The sequence below is a fragment of the Desulfovibrio simplex genome (genome assembly GCF_055387835.1).
Genome location: NZ_AP042377.1, coordinates 1,449,124 through 1,473,686, shown reverse-complemented (window position 1 = coordinate 1,473,686; position 24,563 = coordinate 1,449,124). Strand labels below are relative to the sequence as shown.

Here is a 24,563-nt window from a genome sequence, read left to right as displayed (position 1 = left end):
TGGGGGATACCATGTCCGATTTCCGTAAGCTCTGGAAGGCCGCCACACAAATCATTTCCAATTCCGGCATCAAGACGTGCTATTCCGTGCCCGAAGCCAGGAAAAACCGCATTCCGGCCTACTTTGAGCAACTGGAACCGCGCCAGTTGCTTTCCGCCACTACCGTTACTGTGGACAACAAGGTGCAGCCCGTTGTGGTGGCCGATGCCCAGCAGGGGCTTGTGGTAGACAGCAGCGCAGTGCAAAACGCCCTGCCAAGCAACCTGAAGGATCTGGATCTTTCCCAAAGTGTCGCGGACATCTTCAATCAGATAAAGTCCCTGTTCCCCTCCGGCGACATCCTTGATGTGGACGGCAAGGTGGGCAGCAGCGGAGGGACCACAGACCTCAAAGACGGCAACGGACTGGGCCTCTGGCTTTCCCTGGGCGGCGACGTGACGGTCTCCGGCTTATTTCTGGACAGTGACGACCGGGACAACAACACCATCGTCATCATGGCCGCCGGGGACGTGTACCTGGACAATGTAAATTTTACCGGCATTGAGAACATCATCATACGCGCCCAGTCCGTCATTTTCGGCAGCGGGGGCGAAGCGGGGGACACTGACACCATCAGCGTGGCTGGCGGTTCGCTGACAGTATCGGCCCTGGATGGCGTTATTTTCAAGAATTACAGCAAGCTGATCGGTAACAGCACAAGCAGCCTCACCATCGGTTCCACAGACAGCATCACTATGGACGCCGGATCCAGCATTGCCGGGTTTAACAATGTTACCTTCAGCGCGCCGGACATCACCATCAACGGCCTGGGCAACGCACAGGGTTCCGGCCCGAAAACCATAGATATTTCCGGCGATTTCACCGCCAAGGCCGAGGTCAACGCCAACCCTTACGCCGGCCTGGGGCTTTTGCCCGTCAAGGTGGCTATTGGCGCGGGCAATATAACCCTCAACAATGCCGTTATCAATGCCAGCAACATCAGCATCACGGCGAAGGTCACCACCGGCACGGACAGTGTGCTGCCTTCCTTGGGCGAATTGACCAATAACCAGTACATCGCCCTGCTTGACGACCTGCTGCTGCACACCTCGGTGAGCGATATTTTCAAGAATTATCTGGGCATCGACTTCACGTCTGTAACGGATGCCGGGACAGGTGTTTCCGAATTCAAGTTCCTGCCCGCCAAGGTTGGGGAGGCCAACAGTTACCTCAGCAAGCTTTCCGAGCCGCTGTCCGGCACACTTACAGAACTGTACAACAGCCTTGAAATCAATCTGCCCTTTCTGGTGACCTATGCCTCGGCCACGGCCACGGTCAAGATTACGGGTCATTCGTCACTTGAGGGCATCGGCGCTGCAGGCGACACCAAGGCCGGAAACGTCACAGTTTCCGCCAGCGCCGTTGTGGGCAACGAGCAGGAGATGGACAAGGATATGTTTGGCCTGGCTGTGGTCATCAACCAGGCTAACGCCACGGTTTCCGTGGCGGACAACACCAAAATTCATGCCTTGCGCGATGTGACCATAGGGGCCGCCACGGAAAACACCAACTCCGTCACTCTGGTAGCCACCTACAGCGCCGCCGCCGACCCCAGTTCCAAGGCATCGCCCTTCGCCTCAAAAACTGCGACCACACCCGGCACCACCAATACGCAGACCCGCTCTAAGCAGACCTATGCCATGGCCGTGGCCATCGGCGTCAACGAGGCTCAGGCTTCCGTAGCGCTTGGCAGCAATGTCACCATAACCGCCGGGCGCGATATTGTGGTGACTGCCACCACCACCGAGGAACTGCTGCTCTCAGCCGCGGCCAATGCCACTTCGGCGGGCAACCTGGCCCTGGGGTTGGCGCTCAATTTCGGCAAGGCTACGGCCTGCACCACCATCGAGGGTACGCTCACGGCCCAGAGTTCGGTGGTGGGCACCTCAGAAGTGACCTCCAAGGTCACCACTGTCAGTAGTACCAATATCCCCACCAGCGCCAACAATCCCACCAAGGAACCGGAAGAGGAAAAAACCGGCATTCAGGGCAAGCTCAGCGGCGTTGCCGAAGGTGTCAGCAACAAACTCACAAATCTTGTCCTCGCCATGCTGCCTATGGGCGCGGTGACCAGTCAGTTGCAGAAATCGAACATGGGCCTGGGCCTTGCTCTGGGTTTTGCCCTGCATGATGCCAGCGCCAGAACCACAGTGGGCGGTACAGCGGTTATTACGGCTGAGGGCAAAGTACAGACAGGCACGGTAGCGCAGGGCAGCGGGGCCGTGGTGCTTGCCTCCACGGCCAACACCACGCCCGTCATGCAGGTCAGCGCCCAATCCAACAGCGACCCGGCCAGCCAGTCTCCCACTGCGCCCGCCAATACGGGCACCACGCCCACCACCGGCTCCACCACCACGGCCCCTGCGGGCAGTACGGCCACCGTGGCAAAGCTGACGGACGTGGGCCTCATCACCACCACGGCGGCCCACGGCTTTCAGACAGGCGACAAGGTAATCTATACCTCCAACGAGGAAGGCTCCAAGCCCATCCCCGGCATTACGCCAGGTACGGCCTATATTGTCACCGTACTCAGCGACACGGAATTTACCCTGCGCAATGAGGAAGGCACTCATGTGCTACATCTGCGCGGCTGGAGCGGTCAGAGCCTGGATCTTTCCAAGCATACCTTTACCAAGCAGGGTTCTGCCGACAATGGAGTGGTTTCCGTTGCCACGGACGCGGCCACGGTCAAGGGCGGCAATATCGACAGCGCTACGGACGCCGTAACCTGCGCCGGGCATCAGTTCAAGGTGGGCGACACCATCAAGTACACCTCGGCCAATCCTGTGGGCGGACTGGCCAATAACGGAGAATACAAAATCCTCTCCGTCACGGCGGATGGCTTTACCCTGGCTGATGCCAGCGGCAAGAAGATTGACATTACTGGAACTGCGGGCGCGACCAGCCAACACACCTTTACCCGTGTGGCCCAGCAGGCCACGGGCGGCATCACCGCCGCCAATACGGACGTCAGCGCTGGCAAAATCAATGCAGCCAATACCTTTGCCGTGGGTGATACCGTCACCTATACCTGCACGGACGCGGCGGCCACAGCCCTCACCGGTCTGACCAGCGGGCAAAGCTATACCGTGGCCGCCCGCGAGGCTGGCTGGTTTACCCTCAAGGGTACGGACGGCAAAGTCATTACCGTGGCTGCGGCAGACAGTACGGGTACGGCCAAGGTGCATCAATTCGCCAAAACCGCTGCAACAACAGGCGGCACGGTAGTTATTGCCAGCAGCGCCGTTACGGAGGAAGGCAAACTCACGGCCCCCAATGCTACCATGCCGCTCAAGGCGGCCGACAAAGTGGTCTATACGGTTTCCCCCGGCGGCACGCCCCTTGCCGGGCTGACCGTGGGCGCCACCTATACCGTTGGCACGGTGACGGACAAAACCTTTACCCTCAAGGATGCCAACGGCAACCTCATGCACTGGACCCTGCCCACCGCAGGGGGCAGCACCAGCCATATCTTTACGGCGTCCACTGCCGCCCAGCAGAAGGACAAGGGCGTGGCCGTGGCCGCGGGCGTCACTGTTTTCACCAATACTGCGCAGACCATCGTGCAGAGCGGCGCGCGCATTGTACATCAGAACCTTGTGGACATCAGTTCCGACGCCAACTACCTCATGCCCTCCAGTGTGCGCCAACTGACCCAGGTAACCAAGATAGCCGAAACATTCACCGGCATGGTGACCTCCATTCCCCTCAGTTTTGTGCAGGACGCCGCCGATTCCATCAGCGACCTCACGGAATCCATCGACACGGCTTATTTTGACGCGCAAAACCTGCTGGCGGGCACGCTGTTCAACCTTGATTCGGTCAGCGGCACGCCCAATGGCTATCTGACACCCAACTCCTATGTGTACGCCATTTCTTCCGGGGCAAAAACAGCCTCCACAGCGGCCAGCGTGGTCTACATCGGGCAGGAAAACACCTCCACGGCCACGGTGGAGGACGGCGTAAGCATTGTGCGCACCGGCGGCGTGGGGGCGGACAAGGTGAATGCGGGCAGTGACAGTGTGGATTTGAGCGACAACCTGGGCAGCAGCGCCAATTTTAATGGCTATGTGACCTATGAAACCAGCGGAGACGCCATTGGCGGTTTACAGGGGGGCAAAACCTACTACGGCAAAGTGACCAACGGCAAGCTGACGCTCTATCAGGATAAAGGCCAGGATATTATTGACCTGGGTATTGGCGGCACAGGCACCCACTACTTCATGTTCCAGCAAATGAGCAGCAGCGGCAACGGCTTTGACGTGGTTAGCAACACTCCCACTACCGACGCCACCACCACCATCCTCACGCTCACCGAGGCGCACGGCTTCAAGACCGGCGATATCGTCAGCGCCAGCGAGGGTGTGCTGGCTACGGGGACAAGCTATGACGCAGAACAGCTTTACATGGTCTTTGTGCTCAACGACACCCAGCTTGCCTTCAAAAAAATCACGAACGGCAAGGTTGCCGACACTTACGAAAACGTTCTCTCGCCAGCGACTGACACCAACTATACCATTGCTCTGGCCACTGCCACGCAACTGAAAACAGCGGGTATTTCCTTTGATGTCAGCACTGCGGACTACAACAAGGCCAACCCTGTGCTGTCCAACCCTTGGGCTGGCTTTGCCAATGGCGATACCGTCACCTACACCTGCACCAAGGGTACGGGCATCAACGGTCTGACCAGCGGTACAAGCTATACTTTGGTACTGCTGGGCGGCGGGGACTTTGCCCTCAGGAGCGGCAGCACCTTTGTTGAGTTTGACGCTTCCGGGCTGGCGGCGGGTTCGGAGCACAGTTTTGCCAAAACAGAAGGGAACAAGGTAACCACCCTGTCCTTTACAGGCGATGAGCTGAGCGGCGACACCCTCAAAAAGGCCGACGATACGACGGTCATCTGCAGCACTGGCAGGTTTGCCGCCAGCGGTCAGAGCCTTAACCTCACCGCCACCGAGGCCGGCGCCCTGCGCAGTGGCGACATTATCGAATACACCTGCACGGGCGGGGCGGCCATCGGCGGTCTGACCAACGGCAGCAGCTACTATGTGAACGTGCAGGCCGACGGTTCTCTGGCCCTGCGCGCTGTGGACGACGACGGCAATCCCACGGGCAGCTATATCAGCCTGCAACGCAATGTGGACGGCAGCGCCACGCACACCTTTACGCTGATGGAGTCCGGCAGGCTGGAAGCCCTGAAGGTGGCCGCCGCAGACCAGGTCAGTGACGCCAATGCCTTCAACATCGGCGCACACGATTTCCAGACAGGTGACACTGTGCAATTGGCGGGCCTGGCCCGCGACGCGCAGGGTGCGGTGCTGCTCAATGCCGATGGTACCCCTAAATACGCCACCGTGGGCACGTTTACCGTGGTGCGGCTTTCCGCAACCAGCGTGAAGCTGCTGGATGCCCAGGGTGTGGCCTACAGCGTGCCTTCCGGCGTGAGTTCCGGGCTGGACGATTACCAACTGACCCGCGTGGCCGAAGGCAGCCCTCTGGCGGCAGTACATGACGCAACCTCCGGCACAGCTTCGCTGGTGACGCTGCCCGGCGCGTTTGTGGTTGGCGATGTCGTGGTTTACCGCGCTGTGGGCGGTGCGGTGGCTTCCGGCCTTGTGTCTGGCGGTTCCTACTACATCATTTTGGTCAAGGACAATGGCAACGGCACAGCGTCTGTCACCCTTGCGGCCAGCAAGGGCGGCACGGCCCTCAGTGTGACCCTGAGCGATAACGTCACCCATATGCTTTCGCTCAAGACTGTCCGCTCTGCCGCCTCGGCCACGGCCAATGCGGACGGCAGCGTGGCCCTGAGCAGCTATGCCGGGCTGTATGACGGCGCTGCGGTGCGTTTCAACGGCAGCGGCAGCACGGCGGACAACGAAAATATGCTGGCCGGCTCCACCTTCTATGTGCGCCTGGTGACAAACGCGGCGGGCGAAGTAACGGGCGTCAAGCTGGCCGATTCCGAAGAAAGCTACGCGGCGGGCATATTTATAAATATTACGGGCATCAGCGGCACTATGACCGCCGAGGCTTACAGCCATACCTTCAACCAGAATACGGTCAGCCTGGGTGATTCGCTCTTTACGATGGACGCGCCGCACAATTTTTCGGACGGCAGCGTGGTCACCATTGATCGGGGCGGCATTACGGAGTTTTATACCGTCACCACGTACGGGCAGTATAGTTTTACCCTCAGTGATCTGGAAACGGGGCTGGTGGTCACCCGTTCCTATGTGTTCAACAGCAATGCCGCCGTGGAACTCAACCGGCCTGTGGCCGCCGTCACCTATGCGACGGAGCATGTGGCGGAGCGACCCAAGTATTTTGAGCCTACGGGCTTTCCGGTGATCACCGGGCAGGCTCTGGAGTGGGTGAATGACAAGGGCGAAGTAGAGGGCACCTATTACGTCATCCAGCGCACTGTAGGCGGCAAGGCCGAGGGCTTTTACCTGGCCGCCAGCCTCGATGACGCCCGCAACGGTATAGTTTTGGCCAACAAGGACCTGCCCACCAGCGGCAATTTGCGCTATGTGGTGCAGGAAAAAGGCGTGTTTGTGCGGGCCACCAGTTCGGATAAAACCATCAACCTCGCTGGCAAGATGGGCACAGGCAAGGGCGCGGTTATCGCCACCACCACGCCAACCAGTACAAGCACTGGCATTATGGGAACTCTGGACGCGGCCATCAAAAAGATTCCCCTCACCAGCGCGGACCTGAAGAAGAAGCTCTTTCCGCCGCGCAGGCCGGATTCCGGCTCTGGTGCGGGCGCCACCGTGCAAGTGCTGAATCTGCATCATGACACCAGGGCCAGCCTGGGCACGGTGGACACCAGCAAGGGGCCCGATCTTTCCGGCAAGACCCTTGTGGTGGCCGACAGCCTTTCCATCTCCGCCACGTCGGACAACGGCATTCTGGCACTGGTCCAGGCCGGATCCAGCGGGCAGCTCAAGGGCCTGTCCGGCACGGTGGGTGTGCTGTATTTGGAAAATACCACCAAGGCGGAACTGGCAGTGGGGCAGGGGCGTATTGCCGTGGGTAACGCCCTTGGGGCGGACGGAAAAAACAGCCTCTATGTGGCTGCCAAAGACGAAAGCGTTTACACCCAGCTTTCTGCCAGCCTGAATACCGGTGAAACCGCCATGGGCGGCACAGTCTTTGTGCAGGTGGCCAACCGCGACACCCAGGCGGCCATTACCGGCGCGGCTGATCTGAGCGGCAGAGTATCCGTTCTTGGTCTGGCTGAGGTCAATGCCCTTAATACCGGGCACGGTCTGGCCCTGCTTATTGGTGGCTCCATTGCCTCTCCGGCACAGCAGCAGAACTCTGGTACGGGAACAACCACAACCACAGGCACGGGCACAGGGACAGGTACTGGTACGGGCAGTACGGGCAGCAATGGTTCCCAGGGCGGCGTGGCCAATCCCGCATCGGGCGTACAAAGCCTGAACAGCGCCCTGCAAAGCGTGCAGAGTCTGCTGCCCTCCAGCACGGAAAAACTTTCGGACGAAGACAAGGCCAAGCAAGCCACGCAAAAGCAGGAAGGCAACTACATGAGCCTGCTCACGGGCGTGGGCAAGGCCGATACCTTCGGCAAAACCGTTTACAGTGGCATCAAGCAGGCGGGGGAAACCACCTCGTCCCTGACCCAGGGCACGCAGACCGGCGGCGGTTCTGGGGGCAGTGGTACTCCCGGCAGCGGCACTGGGCAGGAGGAGCAGGGCCAGTCTGTCAATACGGCCATAACAGGCCAGATTTTTGTCGGGTATTCCAGTGAGGAAACCAAGGCCATAGTGGAAAACCTGTCGAGCCTGGTGGTGGCGGGCTTTGTGGCCCGCGCGCTCAATGACACCAAGCAGTTCACCGCAGCTGGCGCGCTGGCCATCACCAAGGAAAGCAGCGGCGGTACGGGCAGCGGCACCACGCCAACTAAGGGTACGTCCGGCAAGAAAAGCTCGCAGGATTCCATTGCCGGAGCCGGGGCCGTGGTGGTCACCGTTACGGATCGGGATACGCAAGCCTACGTTAATTCCGTAAAAAACATGACTGCCACGGGGCTGCTGGACACGAACGGCAACATCACCAAGGCTGATGTGGACATCAGCGCCTCGGATAAAGGCCTAGTGGTGGCCGTGGGCGCGGGTCTTGCCGGTTCCACCGCCGGTTCCGGCTACGGCGGAACACTCATGGTCAACGCCCGCCTTTCCGACGTGAAGAGCTTTATTGCCAACAGTGATTTGAGTGTGGCTCAGGGTTCCCTTTCCGTAGCTTCCGTGCAGAATGTTCTTATGATTACCGTGGCGGGCGGCGGCGGTTACGGCGATGCCCAGGGCGTGGGCCTTTCGTTGGGCGTCAACGTGCTGTCTGGCGACACCATGTCCTATGTCCAGACCGGAAAAATTTCTGTGGCCGACAGTGTGACAGTCACAGCCACCAACGGTCTGGCAGACGGCAGATACGGCATTGCTCTGGACGCCGACAATCCTGAGGGTTCCATTTCCGGCATCAACAGTGTGGACAAAGGCTACAACCTCATCACCATCGGGGCCAGCGCGGGTATAGCCAAGGGCGGCGACTCCCTGGCCGGGGCCGTGGTGGTCAACGTGGTGGACAGCGCCGCCACCGCCTGGATAGGCGACAAAAACGCTGCTTCCGAAACCACCACGGTTCTGGCGGACGGTTCTGTGAACGTGCTGGCGGCGGACAAGTTCGGCGTTCTTTCCATTGGAGGTTCTCTGGGCCTTTCGGGCAAGGCCAAACAGGACAGCAGCAATCAGGGCAACACCACAGGGCAGAAGTCCACATCCGTGGGGGGCGTGCTTTCGGTCAACGTCATCCACGCCACCAGCGATGCCTACATGAGCCATGTGACGGTGGGGGGAAAAACCAACCAGGGGCCGGATGTTTCCGTCACCTCACTGTCCAAACAGCAGATTCTGGCCATCGCGGGCGCGGCGGCGGCAGCCCAGGGTGATGCCTATGCCGTCACCGTGGCGGTCAACGTCATCAGCGCCGGGGCCAGGGCCGCCGTGGACTATTCCACCATCAAGGGCAAGACCCTGGCCGTACATGCGGGCAATGAGTCCTCCATTTTGTCCATTGCTGGCGGCGTGAGCGTGTCCACGGGCAACAATGCGGCGGCGGCCATAGCGGCCAACGTCATTGCCGGGGCCAAGCTGCCCGCTTTGGGCGCTGATACCGATCCGTCCAACTTCAAAGATATTACGGAAGTGCTGCCCACCGGTACGGGCAATCTGGACGTGACGGCCAGCGTCAGCCATTCCACCATCACCCTGTACGGCGATACAGAAAAATGCATGAGCGTGCTGGCTGAAACGTCAAGCGCCATCCTGTCCATTGCGGCGGGGGTCAGCGTATCCACAGGTTCGGAACAAGGCGCGGCGGACAAGCGAAACCTTGCGGGCGCGGCCACGGTCAACGTCATTGCCCGCAACGTGGGCGCTACGGTGAGCGATTCAGCCCTGACCACGGCGGGCAAGGTGAGCATTGTGGCGCGTGACTACATCATGGACGGCGGCACGCAGAAAGGCAGCCGCATTCTGGCCATTGCCGGGCAGGTGGGCGTAAGCAAGGGCAAGCAGGCGGGCGCGGCGCTTGGCGTCAACGTGATCGCCAACAAGGTGCAGGCAGGCCTTGTGGACAGCGACCTTATCCAGGATGGCGCAGTTGGCAAGGGTGGCCTGGACGTCACCGCTGATTCTTTGGCCCAGATTCTTGGCATCACGGCCAGCGTGGCCGTGGCCATCAATCCCGGTTCCAGCGGCGCGGCGGATGCGGTGAGCGCTTCGGTGGCTGCCAACGTCATCAGCAAAGATGTGGCGGCTGTCATCTCCGGCAAAAAAAATGCAGACAAAAAAATCGTCAAAGGCCCCATTACCGTCCGGGCTACGGATCTTTCACAGATTTTGGGCATTGCGGCCACAGTGGCCGTGGGCACAACAGGGGGGGCCATAGGCGGCACTCTTGCGGTGAACGTCATTTCGACGCGGCAGGCGGCCAGTGTGCTTTCAACAAATATCGAAGCCTCAGGCAATGTGCTGATTGAGGCCGATGGCGGCAACGCCATCTACGCCATCAATCTGGGCGTGGCTGGGGCCGGTCTTGTGGCCAATCCCAATGTCATCGTCAATACAACTTCGGCCACCGTGTCCGACAGCCGCATTACCTCCATCTCAGGGAACATGGCGGTAATCGCCAGACAGTCCGCCGCCGGGCTCGGCAGCACAGCGGCCTGGTTTGGCAAGGTGGCCGATGCGGACATGCAGAACAAACTTGCCACCACGGGCATTGATTTCAGCACCAACGTGCTTTCGCTGAACTTCAACGTGGCCGTGGTGGGCGGCGGGGACAGCACGGCCTTGAGCGGCGCTCTGGCCGTGAACGTGGTGACCTCGAACGTCAAGGCCCTTGTGGAAAATTCCGTACTCACCGCCAATACCGGCAGCCTGACGGTTGACGCCGTGAACAGCGCCATTATTCGCGCCGTTACTGTGGGCGTGGCCGTGTCTCTGGGCGACAAGGGGGCTTTGTCCGGCGGGCTTTCTTCCAACACTGTCACGGGCGGCGCATCGGCCCTGGTGAGCGCCAGCGCCCTGAAAGCGGGCGGCAGTGGCGCTGTTGCCGTCAGTGCCCTCAATAACAGCGATATTTTCTCCCTGGCCCTCAATGCGGCGGTTTCCACGGGAACGGGCACGGTGGGCGGGTTGTTCCTCAGCGTCAATGTTATTGCCGCCGACACAAAAGCTGTCATCAGCGGTGACTACAGCGAGGCGAGTTTTGCTGACTTCAGCTCTGGCGGCAATTTCAGCGTAACGGCCAGCGATACAAGCAAGATACTCACCATCACCCTGGCTGCGGCCGTGGGAAGCGGCACGGCGGCTGGCCTGGCCAACAACACCGCTGTCATTGTGGGTGACGTTACAGCGGGTATCACCGGCGTGAAGAGCGTCACTGCAGGCGGTGACCTGAAGGTGCAGGCGCTTGCAACAACGCAGATTGTGAACATCGCCATTGGTGTGGCTGCGGGTACGGGCAGCGGTGCGGCCATCCAGGCCACAGCGGCGGAAAACGTCATCGTGCGCAACGTGCTGGCGGAGCTGGCGTCCATCACCACGGTTACCGTGGGCGGAGATATGGTGGTCAATGCGGTTGAAAGCCAGGACGCTTCTACTTTCGATTGGCGCAACAAGAGCTACATGAACGGCGCGAACATAGGGGATCAGGACACCAGCAAGTTCGCCCTTAACAGCGAAATGCAGAACAACACCGATGCCAGCGTCGGTTCCGGCTCCGGTACGCATACTGTGGACCCCAACAAGGCCCTGTTCAACCCCAATAGCGGTATTTTCTCGCTGGTGGTGGCCGTGGCGGCCTCGGCCAGCGGCACAAGCGTTTCGGGCGCGCTCAACTTCAACTGGCTGCAACGCTCCGTCACGGCCAGGGTCGATTCCGTCACCAATGTCCTTCTGACCAGCGCGGGCAAAAGTTCCGGCAAGAGCGCCGTGCGCGTCACGGCCACATCCTCGGCGGCGGCTTTTGGCGGTGTGCTTTCTGTGGCAGCCAGCGGCGGTGGGGCAGCCGTGGGCGCGTCGGCGGCCATCAATGTGTTGGACAACAAAACCCTGGCCCTGTTGCGCGACAGCACCGTGGGCGGCTGGAGCAGCAATGACTGGGCGGCTGCCAAACTGGGCGACGTGACCGTCAAGGCCGACAATCAGTCCGGGGCCGTGGCAATGGCCGTGGCCGTGGCGGGCAGCGGCGGCGCGGCTGGCGTGGGAGCCTCGCTGACGCTCAATGTGGGCATGAGCGCGGGGCAGACCCCCGGCTCCAGTGCGGCCGCCATTGCCGACGAACTTTCCAACACTGCGGACGGCTACTACAGCGATCTGCTCAATAACGGGGCGGACAGCTATACTGGCTCCTCGGCGGGCCTGGGCGGCGAATCCGCAGAAGCGGGCTTGCTTGACGTGCCTCTGCATTCCAGCGGCGCGCTGCTGGTGGAAGCTCTGCAAAACAGCGCTCTCATGTCCATAAATCTGTCTGTGGGGGCCAGCGGCGGCGCGGCTGGCGTGGCCGGAGCCATCGCCCTGAACCTGCTTTCGGTCAACTCGGCAGCCTACATCAAATATACCAGCAGCAATGCCACCCCGGCCATAAAGAGCGGTTCGGCTCGCATCAATGCCGAAACCGGCGGCAAGGCCTGGGCTTTTCTTATCGGCGTGGGGGCCAGCGGTACGGTGGGGGCCACGGGTTTGGTATCACTTTCCCGCGTGGGCGGCACGGCACAGGCCTATGTGGAAGGCGGCAGCCTCACCACCACCAGCGGCGACCTGACAGTCAGCGCTTACGGAAAAACCGACATGCTGACCATTGGCATTGCGGTGGGCGCGGGCGGCACAGCGGGGGCTGCCGGGGCTGTGGCTCTGGCCTTTGCGGGCAATACCGTCACCGCTGATATCAATAATGCCAGTCTGGCAGTCAAGGGCAGCCTATACGCCATGGCAGAAAACACCACCAGCGTGGTCACCACGGCCATCGGCGTGGCGGGCGGCGGCACGGCGGCGGGCGCGGGCGGTATAGCCATCAACCTTTCGGCCTGGGGTGAAGCCGCGACTTATGCGCCCTCGAAAAATGGCGGGCAACGCAAGGGCACTGGCGACACTCTCGACCAGGTAGGCGACACGCGCAGCAGCAGCGGCTTCACCACCAGAGCCAGGGTGGTTTCCGGCACGATAGCGGTTCAGGACGGCAATATTACCATCACGGCAGACAATAAATCCACCTTTGTGGCGGCGCTCCTGCTGGTGGCGGCTTCAGGCACCGGGGCGGGCGCGGGCGGCCTGGTATTCAATCTGTCGGACTCACTGTCCGAGGCTTCCCTGAACGTGGGTACGAGCCTTACGGCCGCTTCTGCGGCTGTTGCCGTTACCGCCCGCAATTCCACCAAGATGTGGGCTACCATAGCGGCCATCGCGGCCTCCGGAGCTGGCGCTGGCGCGGGCACCGTGGCCCTGAATATCGGGGATGCCAGCAGTCATGCGGCCATCGTGGGCGGAGCAGGGGCCATTTTTAATGCCAAATCCGCAAGCGTGTCCTCTGATTCCAGGCTTGACGTTTACGCCCTGGCGCTGGCTATAGCGGCTTCGGGCAGCGGAGCTGGCGCGGGCAGCTTTGCCGTAAATGCCATCAAAAACGAAACCACAGCCAGCATCAGGGGCCAAGAATCCAGCCGCATGGGCATGACTCTGACCAGCGATGCCAAGATTGATACGGCCAATACCTCCACCCTTGTGGCGGGTACCGTAGGAGTGGCCGCCTCAGCCGATGGCGCGGGCGGGATTTCCGTTTCGGTCAATGTTGCGTCCAGCGGCGGAGATGCGTTGAAGTCCATCGCCGCCACCCACAAAAACACCGAAGCTAAAAACAACACCCTCAAGAATCTTGATGAAAACGGCAATTACGGCGGTGAATTGGCAGGCGGTAAGCTGTGGCTGGTCAAGTACGACACCAAGGGCAAGGCCAGCCGGGTCAACATCGGCACAAGCGGCGTCACTGCTGACACGCACTACCTGGTGCATAGGGATGCGCAAGGCGCGGAAACCCTCTATTCCTTCACCAAGGACGCCGTAAATGCCGACGGCAGTATAGACCTGAGCATGCTGTACAATGAGGATGCCAAGACTTGGGGCCTGACCCTTGCGGAGGATGATTCCCTCACTTATCGCAGTAATAAATACGGCGCGCCCACCTATGTGAATGACGCAGCAACGGAAATTAAATCTTCCTCAGCGGTGGTGGAAAACGTGACACTGACGGCCTCCGGTCTCGCGGTGTCGGCCAGTTCAGCGCGCACGTCAGTGACGGTGGCGGCTGGCGTGGCAGTGGCGGGCTACGGTTCCGGTTTTGGTTCAGTTGCCGTGAACGTGGGCAATAACGCCACCCTGGCCGCTGTGTACAACTCCACGCTGACACTCAATACGGGCAATGCCTCCGTCACGGCGCAGAACAAAAGCAATAGCTATACAATTGCCGCGGGCGTGGCCATTTCCGGCGGCGGCGCCGGGGGCGTGGGCGTGGGCGTAAGTGTGGACAGCGGTTCCACCACGGCCGAGATGGCAGGCACGGTAGTAACCTCTGCCAAGGACGTAAGCGTTGCGGCCACCACCAGCATGAACGCCTTTTCCCTGACCTTTGCCGCAGCCGGAGCCATTGGCGCGGCAGCGGGCAGCGTGGCCGTAACGGTCATGCAAGGCAGCACCACGGCCAAGATCATCGGCTCCAACATCACGGCCACAGGCACGGTGAGCGCCCTGGCCACCTTTGCCAAACCCACAGATAGCGTGGATATTGCCAGCCTCGCGTCCGGAAAATCCGGCCTTGGGCACACGCTTTCCACAGCCAATGGCAAATTGGCCGACGTGCAGGAGGACGCCAATAAAGATAAAAAAGCCGACGCCAGCAATGAGTACGACACAACATCCACGGCTGACGCCTATAAAAACGCGCTCGCGCCCAGCGGCATTTTGAGCATCGCGGCCTCCCTGGCCGGTGGCGGCGGGGCCGTGGCAGGCGCTCTGGCTGTGAACCATCTTACCGGCCATGTGCAGACCCAGGTGGAAAACGTCACCATCTCTGCCAATGCCGTGAACTTCCTGTCCGGCATGTCCGGCGCGGTGCAATCCTATGTAGTGGGCGCTGCGGGCGGCGGTCTGGGGCTGTCCGGGGCCATTGGCGTGAACACCATCGCGGGGCACACGCGAACTCAGGTCACCAATGCTTCCCTTACCTTGAAGGGCAACAGCACGGTGGCAGCCACGCAGGACCTCAACCTTACAGCGCTTACGGGCACGGTGGCGGCCGGGGCCATTGCCGGAGGCTTCGGCCTTGTGGTTAACACACTTTCCGGCAATGTGGCCGCCACCATAACGGGCGGTTCCGTCACTGCGGGTTCCGGCGCGTTCAACGTGTTGGCGATGCGCACGGGGACCATCCGCGCCTACGCCATCGGCGTTTCCCTGGGCATGATGGGCGCGCTCGGCGGCGGTGTGGCCGTAAATACGCTCACAGGCAGCACCACGGCCTACCTTGGCGGCACGGAATCCGCTGATTTGACGTTCACCTATGGCGGTGATGTCAGCGTGAAGGCCAAGGAAACCATTAAGTCCACCACTTTGGGCGTCCAGGCCGCAGGGGGCGTGACCATTGCCCTGGCTCTGGGAGTGGCCGTTACCAAGGCCAGCGGCACGGTGAGTGCGGCGGTGGACTATGCCACGCTTCGCAACCTTAATAGCCTCAGCGTGGACGCCAGCTCCAACTACGACCTGACCATCAAGGGCATTGGCGCGGCAATAGGCGCGGCGGCGGCGGGCATTGTGGTTTCGGACATTTCCCTGACCAACGACGTTGTCAGCCGTGTGGAGCATGTTACTCTGGAAAACGTGAACTCCGTCGCCGTCACTGGCGAAGGCGACTGGAACATATATGCCTTCAGCCTGGCAGGCGCGGCAGGCATTATTTCCGGTGCTGGCTCTTCCGCCTCGGTAGCGCTGCAAAGTTCCGTTAAAGCCTATATGGACGACGCCAAGCTTGAAAATGTGGGCAAGCTGACCGTTGAAGCACAGGGCACGCCCAGGGTACGGTCCGTTGCCGTGGCCCCGGCCATTTCCATTCTGGGGTCTGTGGGCGTGTCTCTGGCCAAGGCCACCATAGCACCAACAATACAGGCGTGGGCCAACAACATCAGCGTCACCAGCGGCGAGGCCAGAACCCCCGCCGAGGTTCTGGTGCAAGCCCTGCTGAAAAAACCCGCAAGCGGCTACAGCGTTGAGGCCAGAGGCTTTGGCCTGGCGGCGGGCTATTTGCTGGGCGTCAGCGGTACGGACGCCTATGTTACCAACGGGGCAGTGGTTTCGGCCTATATGGCAGGGCTTGCCAACGATAGCCGCTTTAAATCCCTTAACGTGCATGCTGACAATGAGGTGTCACTCAGAAGTATAGCCACGGGTATCGGTATTTCGGGCTTTGCGGGCATTGGTGTGGCCACAAGCCATGTATTTTCAAACAGCCACACCACGGCCTACCTCAATGCCAATGGTGTTGTGACAGTAGCGAACAAGCTTGAAGTTAGCGCTGCGTCTTCCACCTTTACGGAACAGTTCTCCACAGCTGGCGCTGGTTCGCTGGGTCTTGCCATAGGGGCAACCGGCGCGGACCAAACGCTCAAGGCCACCACGCACAGCGGCATCGGCGTCAATCCGGCTGATTGGGATGCAGCTGGTGCGGGCAAGGCAGATATCAGCGCCGAATCCGTAGCGCTGCGGGCGGATACCAATTTCTTCGTCAATCTGGGTATGCTTGCCGATGCCTTTGCCCTCATCGGAGGTGCTGGCGGCAATGCGACCATGACGCTCACAGCAGATACCAAAGCGCAGGTGGGTAATGGCGTAAAGCTGACTGCCAAAGATATTGATATTCTGAGCCAGAACAAACTGTTGCGCGGTGCTGACGGCAAGGACAATGGAACTGACAGCACCGCCGTGGGCGCAGTGACCGTGCAGGCTGGCAAAACCAGCACTACCGTCACCACCGACAGCAAGGTTATTGTGGGCAGTAATGCCGTCATAACGGGCACGGGCGTTTCCAGCACCAGCGACACTGGCGTGCATGGCGCGCAACAGGTGCGCTTGCAGGCTTTCAATATTATGGACGTGCGAGACTCCCTGGCTTTTGCTTCCGGCTCGCTCATCGGTATTCCTGCAGTGTCGTCCGAACTCAAGGCCACGCTGAACACCCTGGTGGACATCGGCGAAAACGCGGCCATACGGACCACCAGCGCCCTCGGTTCGGACGTCATTATCCATGCGGGCAGCTACGAAGGCGCTTCGCTGGAGGCCGGAGCCAACCTGTACGGATTGGTCAGCGCCGGTTCCCTTTCGGCCATGCTGAATATCACCAGCACCAACAAGGTGCATGTGCGCATGGGCGCGAAGCTGTATAGTTCACGTGATCTGGCTCTGGCCGCCGGAAAAATCGGCTACAAGTATGTTACCGCTGCCGGAACCAATATTTTTGGCGCAACCAAGAGCGAAGATATGCGCGACATAGGCGACGCCAATATCTACCTTGCGGGTGATATCTACGACAAGACTGTTGTTCCGGCTTCTTTCATTACCAACAGCGGCGCGCACTGGGCGCAAAGCAACCTTATCGTCATGGATGCCGGGGCCGAGGGGCAGTCGCGCGGCAGCACGGAACTGTACGCCCAGCAGGGTTCCTATACGGTCAGCAGCCACAGCTATGCCCACAACTGGGTTTCGGGCGTGTTCGGCAAGACGGATAAAACCGTCAAGCAGACGACCTTCAACAATACCGTGACCATGAACGGCAGCATCAAGGCCGGAGTGGACAATGACATCACGGCGAATATCTATGAATTTACCTGCAAAAGCCAAAGTGAATGGAATATACTGAAAAACGGCGGCACGCTCAGCGCGGCTGAAATTGAGCGTATCGAAAACGCCCTGACTGTGTTTGAAAGCCATTTTGGGCATACCTACTTTGAGTATCTTGCCAATCCGGGCGCCGTGACTGCGGATTCTTTCAGCCAGGGACTGAATGTCGCCGAGGGTTATCTTGATGCAAATTGGACAGCCTGGTTGGCGACGCTTTCGGCCAGCAAGTTGGAATCGTTGGGCGTCAGCGAATTCATGCAGAATGTGTTCACCAATCTGTGTAACGGCAGCATGAGCAGCCTTAAGAGCCTGTCTGCGGCTTCTGTAAGCAGCCTGCTCACCCTGCTGAACAGCCTTAAGCTGGATCAGGCTGAAGCCATCTACAACGACCTCAACCCGACAGAGGGTAAGAAATATGAAGCGTTCTGGAATTATATTCTTGAGCAGGATCAGAACCTTGCCACCTACAAGGGGTATTTTACAAAACTTGCCAACGCAAACTACAATCTGGAAACGCTGAAAAACAATGACGCCACCGCCGCCGGGCAGCTGGCCGCGCTGGCCCTGAGCTTCGGGCTTGATCTTTCAACAATGACTACGGCTGACGCTTGGGCAGACCTCAAAAATGCCTATGCCAACAGCGGACTGACCACCGCCCAAAAAAATGCCATCAACAAAATCCTGACATTGGGAACCACCTCCACAGGCGGTTACGCAAGGGCAACGGCCGCACTGAGTACTTATGCGAGCTATGCCACGGTGTCCAATGCCAGATACATGAGCTATCTGACAACAGAGGGCTGGCTGGCGGTCAAGGCGGCGGACAGCGCCAATGTCACCACTAATGCCGCCCTCTGGACGGAATTGGCGGCGGCAGGGTATAACCAAAATAGCCTGACAGACACTAAGGACAAAGACGGAAACGTCACAGAATCTGCCGCGGAAAAGAGAAATCGACTGCAAGCACTTCTTGATAGCTATGCAACCACAAACAAAGTTTCCAATTTTACATACTACGATTGGAAAACATACTATAGTATATCATCCCTCACCAACGCCATAAACGTCCTGCAAACCTCCAAGGGCGACATTACCCAGGCAGACATAAACGCGCTTGACGGCCTCAAGACCAATACGGCCCTGCTGGGCGACGGCCTGCTTTCACTGCTGGGCGACAGCGACAACACATACAGCAGCAGATTGGGCATTTCCAGCCTCAACGCTGCGCAGAAGGATTCCCTGCAACTGCTCGCTGCCCTTGGCGGCAGCACGAAGGCCCTGGCCCTCTTCGGCACGGCGGCTTATGATGCCTATTGTCAGGCCTATGCGCAGCAGTACACGGTTAAGGTAGTTCCTGCCGCCGTTACCCAGGCCATCAGCCAGCTTGGCTTTTATGTGACCGGCACAAATTCCGAACTGCTGCCCTATTTCATCGGTGAATCCACGGTGGGCAGCAATCTTGCCAATGACTACAAGGCCAAGCAGGCTCTGGTTTCCACCTACGGTGCCAATGATCCTGCGGCCAAGGCCGTGCTGGCGCAAATGTCAGCCATGGAGGATGACCTTATTGCCTACGGCTACGGCTCGCGCGACAGCAATGGCAAATTTGTGTTCAAAGACGCATCGGCGGCAGGTATGGTAACAGTGCGTGACATGCTGCTGAGCAAGGGCAATGTGCGCGTGTATGCCGATACGCTGACAGGCACGGGCAGCCTGCAGGCCAGCGGTGATGCTTCGTTGAACGTGACCAACCATATACCCGGTGCCACCCTGTTTGTGGACAATATCACCATCAGCTCTCTTGAGGGCGGGCAAGTGCAGACTTTCAACAATTGTGCGGTGAGCGGCGTCAGCCTGCAAGCCGATGCCACGTCCACCGCCACCATGAAGATTTACCAAAAGATGGGGCACAGCCTGCTGCTGGCAGGCAACCTGTACAACCTTTCAGGCACAACAACCCTTGAAAGTGCCGGTGACGTCAGTATTGTGGGCAACGTCTTTGCCCGCACCCTTGACGTTTCGGCTTCGGGAACCATGACCATCAGCCTGAACAAGGACGGCGCATTCTACAATGCGGGCGGCATCCCAGTGGCCATTACAGGCACTGGCTTTACAATTACGCCAGGGGGCGGGGGCTCGCTGTTGGCTCTGGGCGACATCAACCTTAAGGCTACCTACATCAATGCCAACGGCACCATACAGTCCGGGGTGAAAAGTTACAGCATTACCATCCCTGCCAGCGGCACAGCAGATGGCAAGCTGAATATTAGAACGGACGGTACGGCCGTTTCCGGCTCCAGCGGCGCAATAACGGCCTATACCTATGATGCGGCCAGCAATTCCTTTATTCTTAACCCCATCTTTGCAGGCGGCGGCAATATCTGGATTACTGGCACGCTCATGAATACCAATGCGGGTAAGGGCACCATAGCCGTTTATACCAACCCCGACATCAGCATTACCAACAACAGCGACAAAAACCTTGTGCTGCAAGGGCTGGACACGGGCAAAACCGGCGCCGGGGCCGTACATTTGCGCGCCACCGCAAGTCATGGCTGGAGCGAGCTTACGGGAGACACCTATACGCCCGACACCGCTAACATCAAGTACAACTTTTTGGCGGGCAATACCTCCGGCGTCATCAAGACCTATTCCAAGACGGTGAAAAAGCTCTGGGGCGCAAGCTGGATGGACTGGATCATCCCTGACTCCAGCAGCATGAACCTCACCAAGGTGCAGTATACCAATACTACGCCTCTGGACGATACCGGCGGCTTTATCACCAATGGCACAACGCTTGCTCAGGTGGCAGCCGAGGTGAACACGACCAAGGACTTGCAGAGCGGTTCGGTAAAAACCGACAACTTCAGCACGAGCAATGGCGAAGTGACAGGCCAGTACATTCAGTACACGCGCGTATTGGACCATGATACGCAGAACGACGATCCCTGGAGGTCCAGTTCCGGCTGGGGACCGTGGTATGTGGAATATGTGCATTACAAAACCACGGTAAAAGATATCCTGCAAAACGTCATGTGGGTTATGATTGATACAAATAAAGACATCAACCTTAAACGGGGTGCGGGTAGCGGCACAATCACCGTCAACAGCCTGGGCACGGTGACCCTTGACGGCGGCCTGACCGCCAACGGCAACATTACGGTGAAATCCTCCTCCGGTAGTGTAACCGATGCGGCGGAGAGCTGGATAAACTCCTCCGGTGGGTCCATTACAGTGACTGCCCAGCAACATTTGGGGCAGGCCAGTAACAGGCTCAAGATTATGGCTCCGGCCACGGGCAAGAGTCTCAGCCTTACCGCCACTACTGGCAGCGTTCATGCCAGGGTGGAGGGCGGCAACTGGACGCTCTCCGGCGGCGCAAAGGTAGAGGTCGCCACTGTGCGGCTTGCCGCTTCCGCTGGGCAAACTCTGGATATTTCGGCCAGCCGGAGCATGGTGGGCACAGTTACTGCGCCCGAGCTTGTGCTGGCGTCCGAAACAGGTCTGGGCACATCTAGCGAGGCTCTTAACCTGTCCTCGGCAGATGGAAAGGGCAGTATGATTACGGCGTCCATCACCGGGGCCACGGGCAGCATCTACCTTAAGAGCGCTGGAGATATGAAGCTTGTGCAGGTACAGGCTCCGGATACGGTGAGCCTGGTCACAACCGGGGATATTCAGGATGCGGACATCCGCCAGACCGTGGACGAACGCGACATGGCACGTCTCAAGGGCATGTGGGAGCGCCTGGGCATTCTGGCCAAGGAAGGCGCAGACTATGACACGCAAATCGCTGCCGGGGTGGACGAACAATGCAAGCAGGTAACCACAAGTTACCATCAGTACTTCAGCATTATTAACAGCATCGAGAGTGTGGGCCGCACTGCCTATCTCCAGCGCTTGACCGACGACCCCACAAGAGGCTTCCGCGACAACATCCCGGCCGGGCTCGACGCTGTCATGGCCGAGGCTCTTGCCCAAGAACGCGCAGCCACCTGGCTGGATGGTATGCTGGCCCAGTGGCGGAGCAGCCTTGAGGCTGTGAGCCCCGCGCTGCTCAGCATGCCCTATGATGACGCGCTTGCCATTGTGCGCATATCCAAATATCTGTCCCACGAATTCGTACTTGACGACAGCGTGCGACAAAGCATGGAAACCAGGATCAAGGGTTCCCTGTGGGACAAGGAATCCCTTTCCAGTATCATGAGCCAGGCGCTCTTTGGCGGCACCACCTCCACCCTTGTGACAGAAACGGCCAACGTGGTGGGCGCAAACGTCTGGATGGAAGCCAACAATATAGGCTCGTTCGGGCAGGATCGCGCCTTTGTCATCGGCAACTACAAAGAACGCTCCGGTGTGACAAGCCCCAACCAGAACACGCGGCCGGACGAGTCCCAAAAGGATCTTTTCTCTGCTCTGGAGTGGGAATTCCTTACGTTGTACAGCCTGACTCATGCGGTGGAGTACGATGTGTCTACAGACTCCCTGGTTATTCGCCTGGACAGCTATGCGGTGGAAAACTATCAGAAAAAGCTGCATGGTGAGGCTGGCTACGAGTTCAGCGAGATGGACAAGTTCTACCTCTGGACCACGGAAAGCCCGGATCAAAACTACGATAGTGCCGCGGACAGCATGACCGTCACCCTTTCCGACGACGTCAACGTGCTGCTCCTGGGCAATGAAGGCAGCCTCTCTTTGCACGCCAAGGGTTATGCGCTCATCGGCACTGGTGTGCTCAACCTCAGTACCGCCAGTGTGCAAAACCTGCGCGTTGACACGGCCGTGACCGAGCAAGGCCAACTGCGCATCAAGGCCGATGGCAACCTGTACACCACGGGTAAAAAAGTTAGCCTCGCCATTCCTGATGGCGCGGGCAACCTGACCAGCCTGTATACAGGCCTGCATGCCGGGGTACTGCAAACCACACCTGACGCCAGGACCGGCAAGGCCGGGGCCTACCTTGTGGCCGAGGCCAGCAATGGTAACCTTGGTCAAGACTATGACAATGCTCTGCAAGTGGGCGCGCACAGCAATGCCACCTACAGAGCCGGGCGCAACATCTACCTGACCTCGTTGGGCACCTATGAACTGACCATTGAAAAAATCAATGCAGAAGAAAGTACCGCTATTTCCACAGCGGAAACCATCACCTTTATCGGCGACAGCGTGGTCTTTCGCCCCAACTTCACCCTGACTACTCAGAAAAAGGTCATTATCGATTCGGTCAATGCCGTGACCATCAATGACAAGGTGAATATCAACGGCACCCATATCAACGCCATGGGCGCATCCTTTATCATTCACAATGGGGCGCAGCTCAACGCCCAGGATGCGGTCAGCGTTACTGCCTTGCGGCGTTCCGGCGCTGTGGACAGCAGGGATGGCATCATCGGCATGGGCGGACAGGTGCGGACGCATACCGCCACCTTTGCGGGCGGCACGGTCATAATGGCTCAAGGGGCTGATGTGGAGGCAGATACCCTTACCCTGCAACTGGTGGATCAGGGCGGCACGAGCGTGGCCCAGCTTGTGGTGGATGATGCAGCAAAGCTCACCCTGGCAAGCAATACCCCCATCATCGTGCTGGGCAGCAGCAGGGCCGATGACCTCATTAATCTTTCCAGCAGTCTTCTGGCCGCCAACTGGAAGGTGGACGGCCAGTATAGCGGCTCGTTTACTCTGGCTGCCCCGGTAAAGCAGGGCAACCCTGCCACGGTGACGCGTGACAGCCTTGCCTTCACCTTCCTTGATATTGAAAACGTCCTGGCTGGTGGCGGCGGCAATACCGTGCTGTTGCGCGACGGAGGCCGCATGGACTCCATGGGCTTTGGGGCCGGGCGTAATATTCTGGACGCCAGCGGCATGACCGCCGCCACCCACTGGGTGTATGACGGTGCCACCCTTGCAGGCCGTAGCCCCAATAATGGAGGCGTAAACCGCCTCACCGGGCTTGACGTTCTTGTGGGCAGCCAGGGCGGCGATCGCCTTGAGTTCAACAGCACTCTGGACGCGCACTGGCAGGTGACAGACAATTACAAAGGCACGCTCAATGGCCTGGAGTTCAGCAACGTGCGCCATGTCGTACAAACTTCCTCCGGCGGCAGCCTTTGGCTGGGAGCGGGCATGGATTCCATCCAGGTTGCCGTGTCCCCCTTCACGGTGTTCATCCAACCCAGCGGCCACTTCAGAAAGATCGACTATGCGAACGGGGTAGCCATCATAGATATGCGACCCCGAAATATGGAACCGCCGATTTCACCTCTTGATATTGTCTTTGGCAACGAGGAAACCGAGCAGAAGCAGGAAGAGCAAACCACCCTCATGCAAATGGACAGCACACGTTCAAGCATTGACCAGCCAGGCTCGTCTCTTTCGGGCGCGCCCGAAGGCGTTTTTGGCAGCGGCGTAACACTGCCGCCTTTCGGCGTGGGTACGCATAATGGTGATTATCTTGCCCAGACTGAAGTGTCTTCAAACACGGAAGCGCAGCCTACAAGCCATGATGGGCAGACGGAAGGCGAAAGAGAATCCGATACCGGAGCTTCTGCGCATGATAGTGCTCCGGCCAGTCAGGACGAATCGGATGGAACTTCTAGTTCTGGAGCCTCTCAGGGCTTCGAGACTGGCCCTCAACATGACTCCGGATCATCCCCTGACGGCGAAAATGGCGATGACCGCAACGAGGAACCTCAGCGCTAAAATTGCCATCATGAGATAGGTAAATCGTTGCTAAGGATTAAGGCATCCTGGTGCTGTTGACCGCTTCAACGTTATGGGAGCATTCTGTCAGAGGCATATTGTTCAAAATCAAAACCACCTGCTATTGATATGCGGGTGGTTTTGATTTTGGAATAGGTTAACTTTGAAATGCTTCACATTTCAAAGTTGTCATTCAGCCGAAAAACGCGATTCTTCGGCTGAATCCACGCCACGTACCAGCACTCGGCGCTTGGCTGGAAGACCCCACAATACGTGCATCGGCAGGTTGGCAAAAAACGGGAGGCTCTTACTTATAGCATTTTCGCATTGAAAATATCCCTTTTCAATGCTTCC

Annotated in this window: 1 protein-coding gene; it reads left to right on the top strand. The window is 59.1% G+C overall.

Translation table 11 applies throughout. The annotated features are described in order from the left end of the window. Positions 1–11: 11 nt before the first annotated feature. Positions 12–24,209 carry a hypothetical protein gene (locus tag ACZ5DH_RS06020; protein WP_464256183.1) on the top strand — a complete coding sequence of 8,066 codons (24,198 nt, stop codon included), beginning with the start codon at positions 12–14 and terminating at the stop codon, positions 24,207–24,209. Positions 24,210–24,563: the final 354 nt, after the last annotated feature.

Coding starts and splice junctions, on each gene's coding strand:
- ACZ5DH_RS06020 (WP_464256183.1), top strand. CDS start 12: ATGTCCGATTTCCGTAAGCTCTGGAAGGCCGCCACACAAATCATTTCC.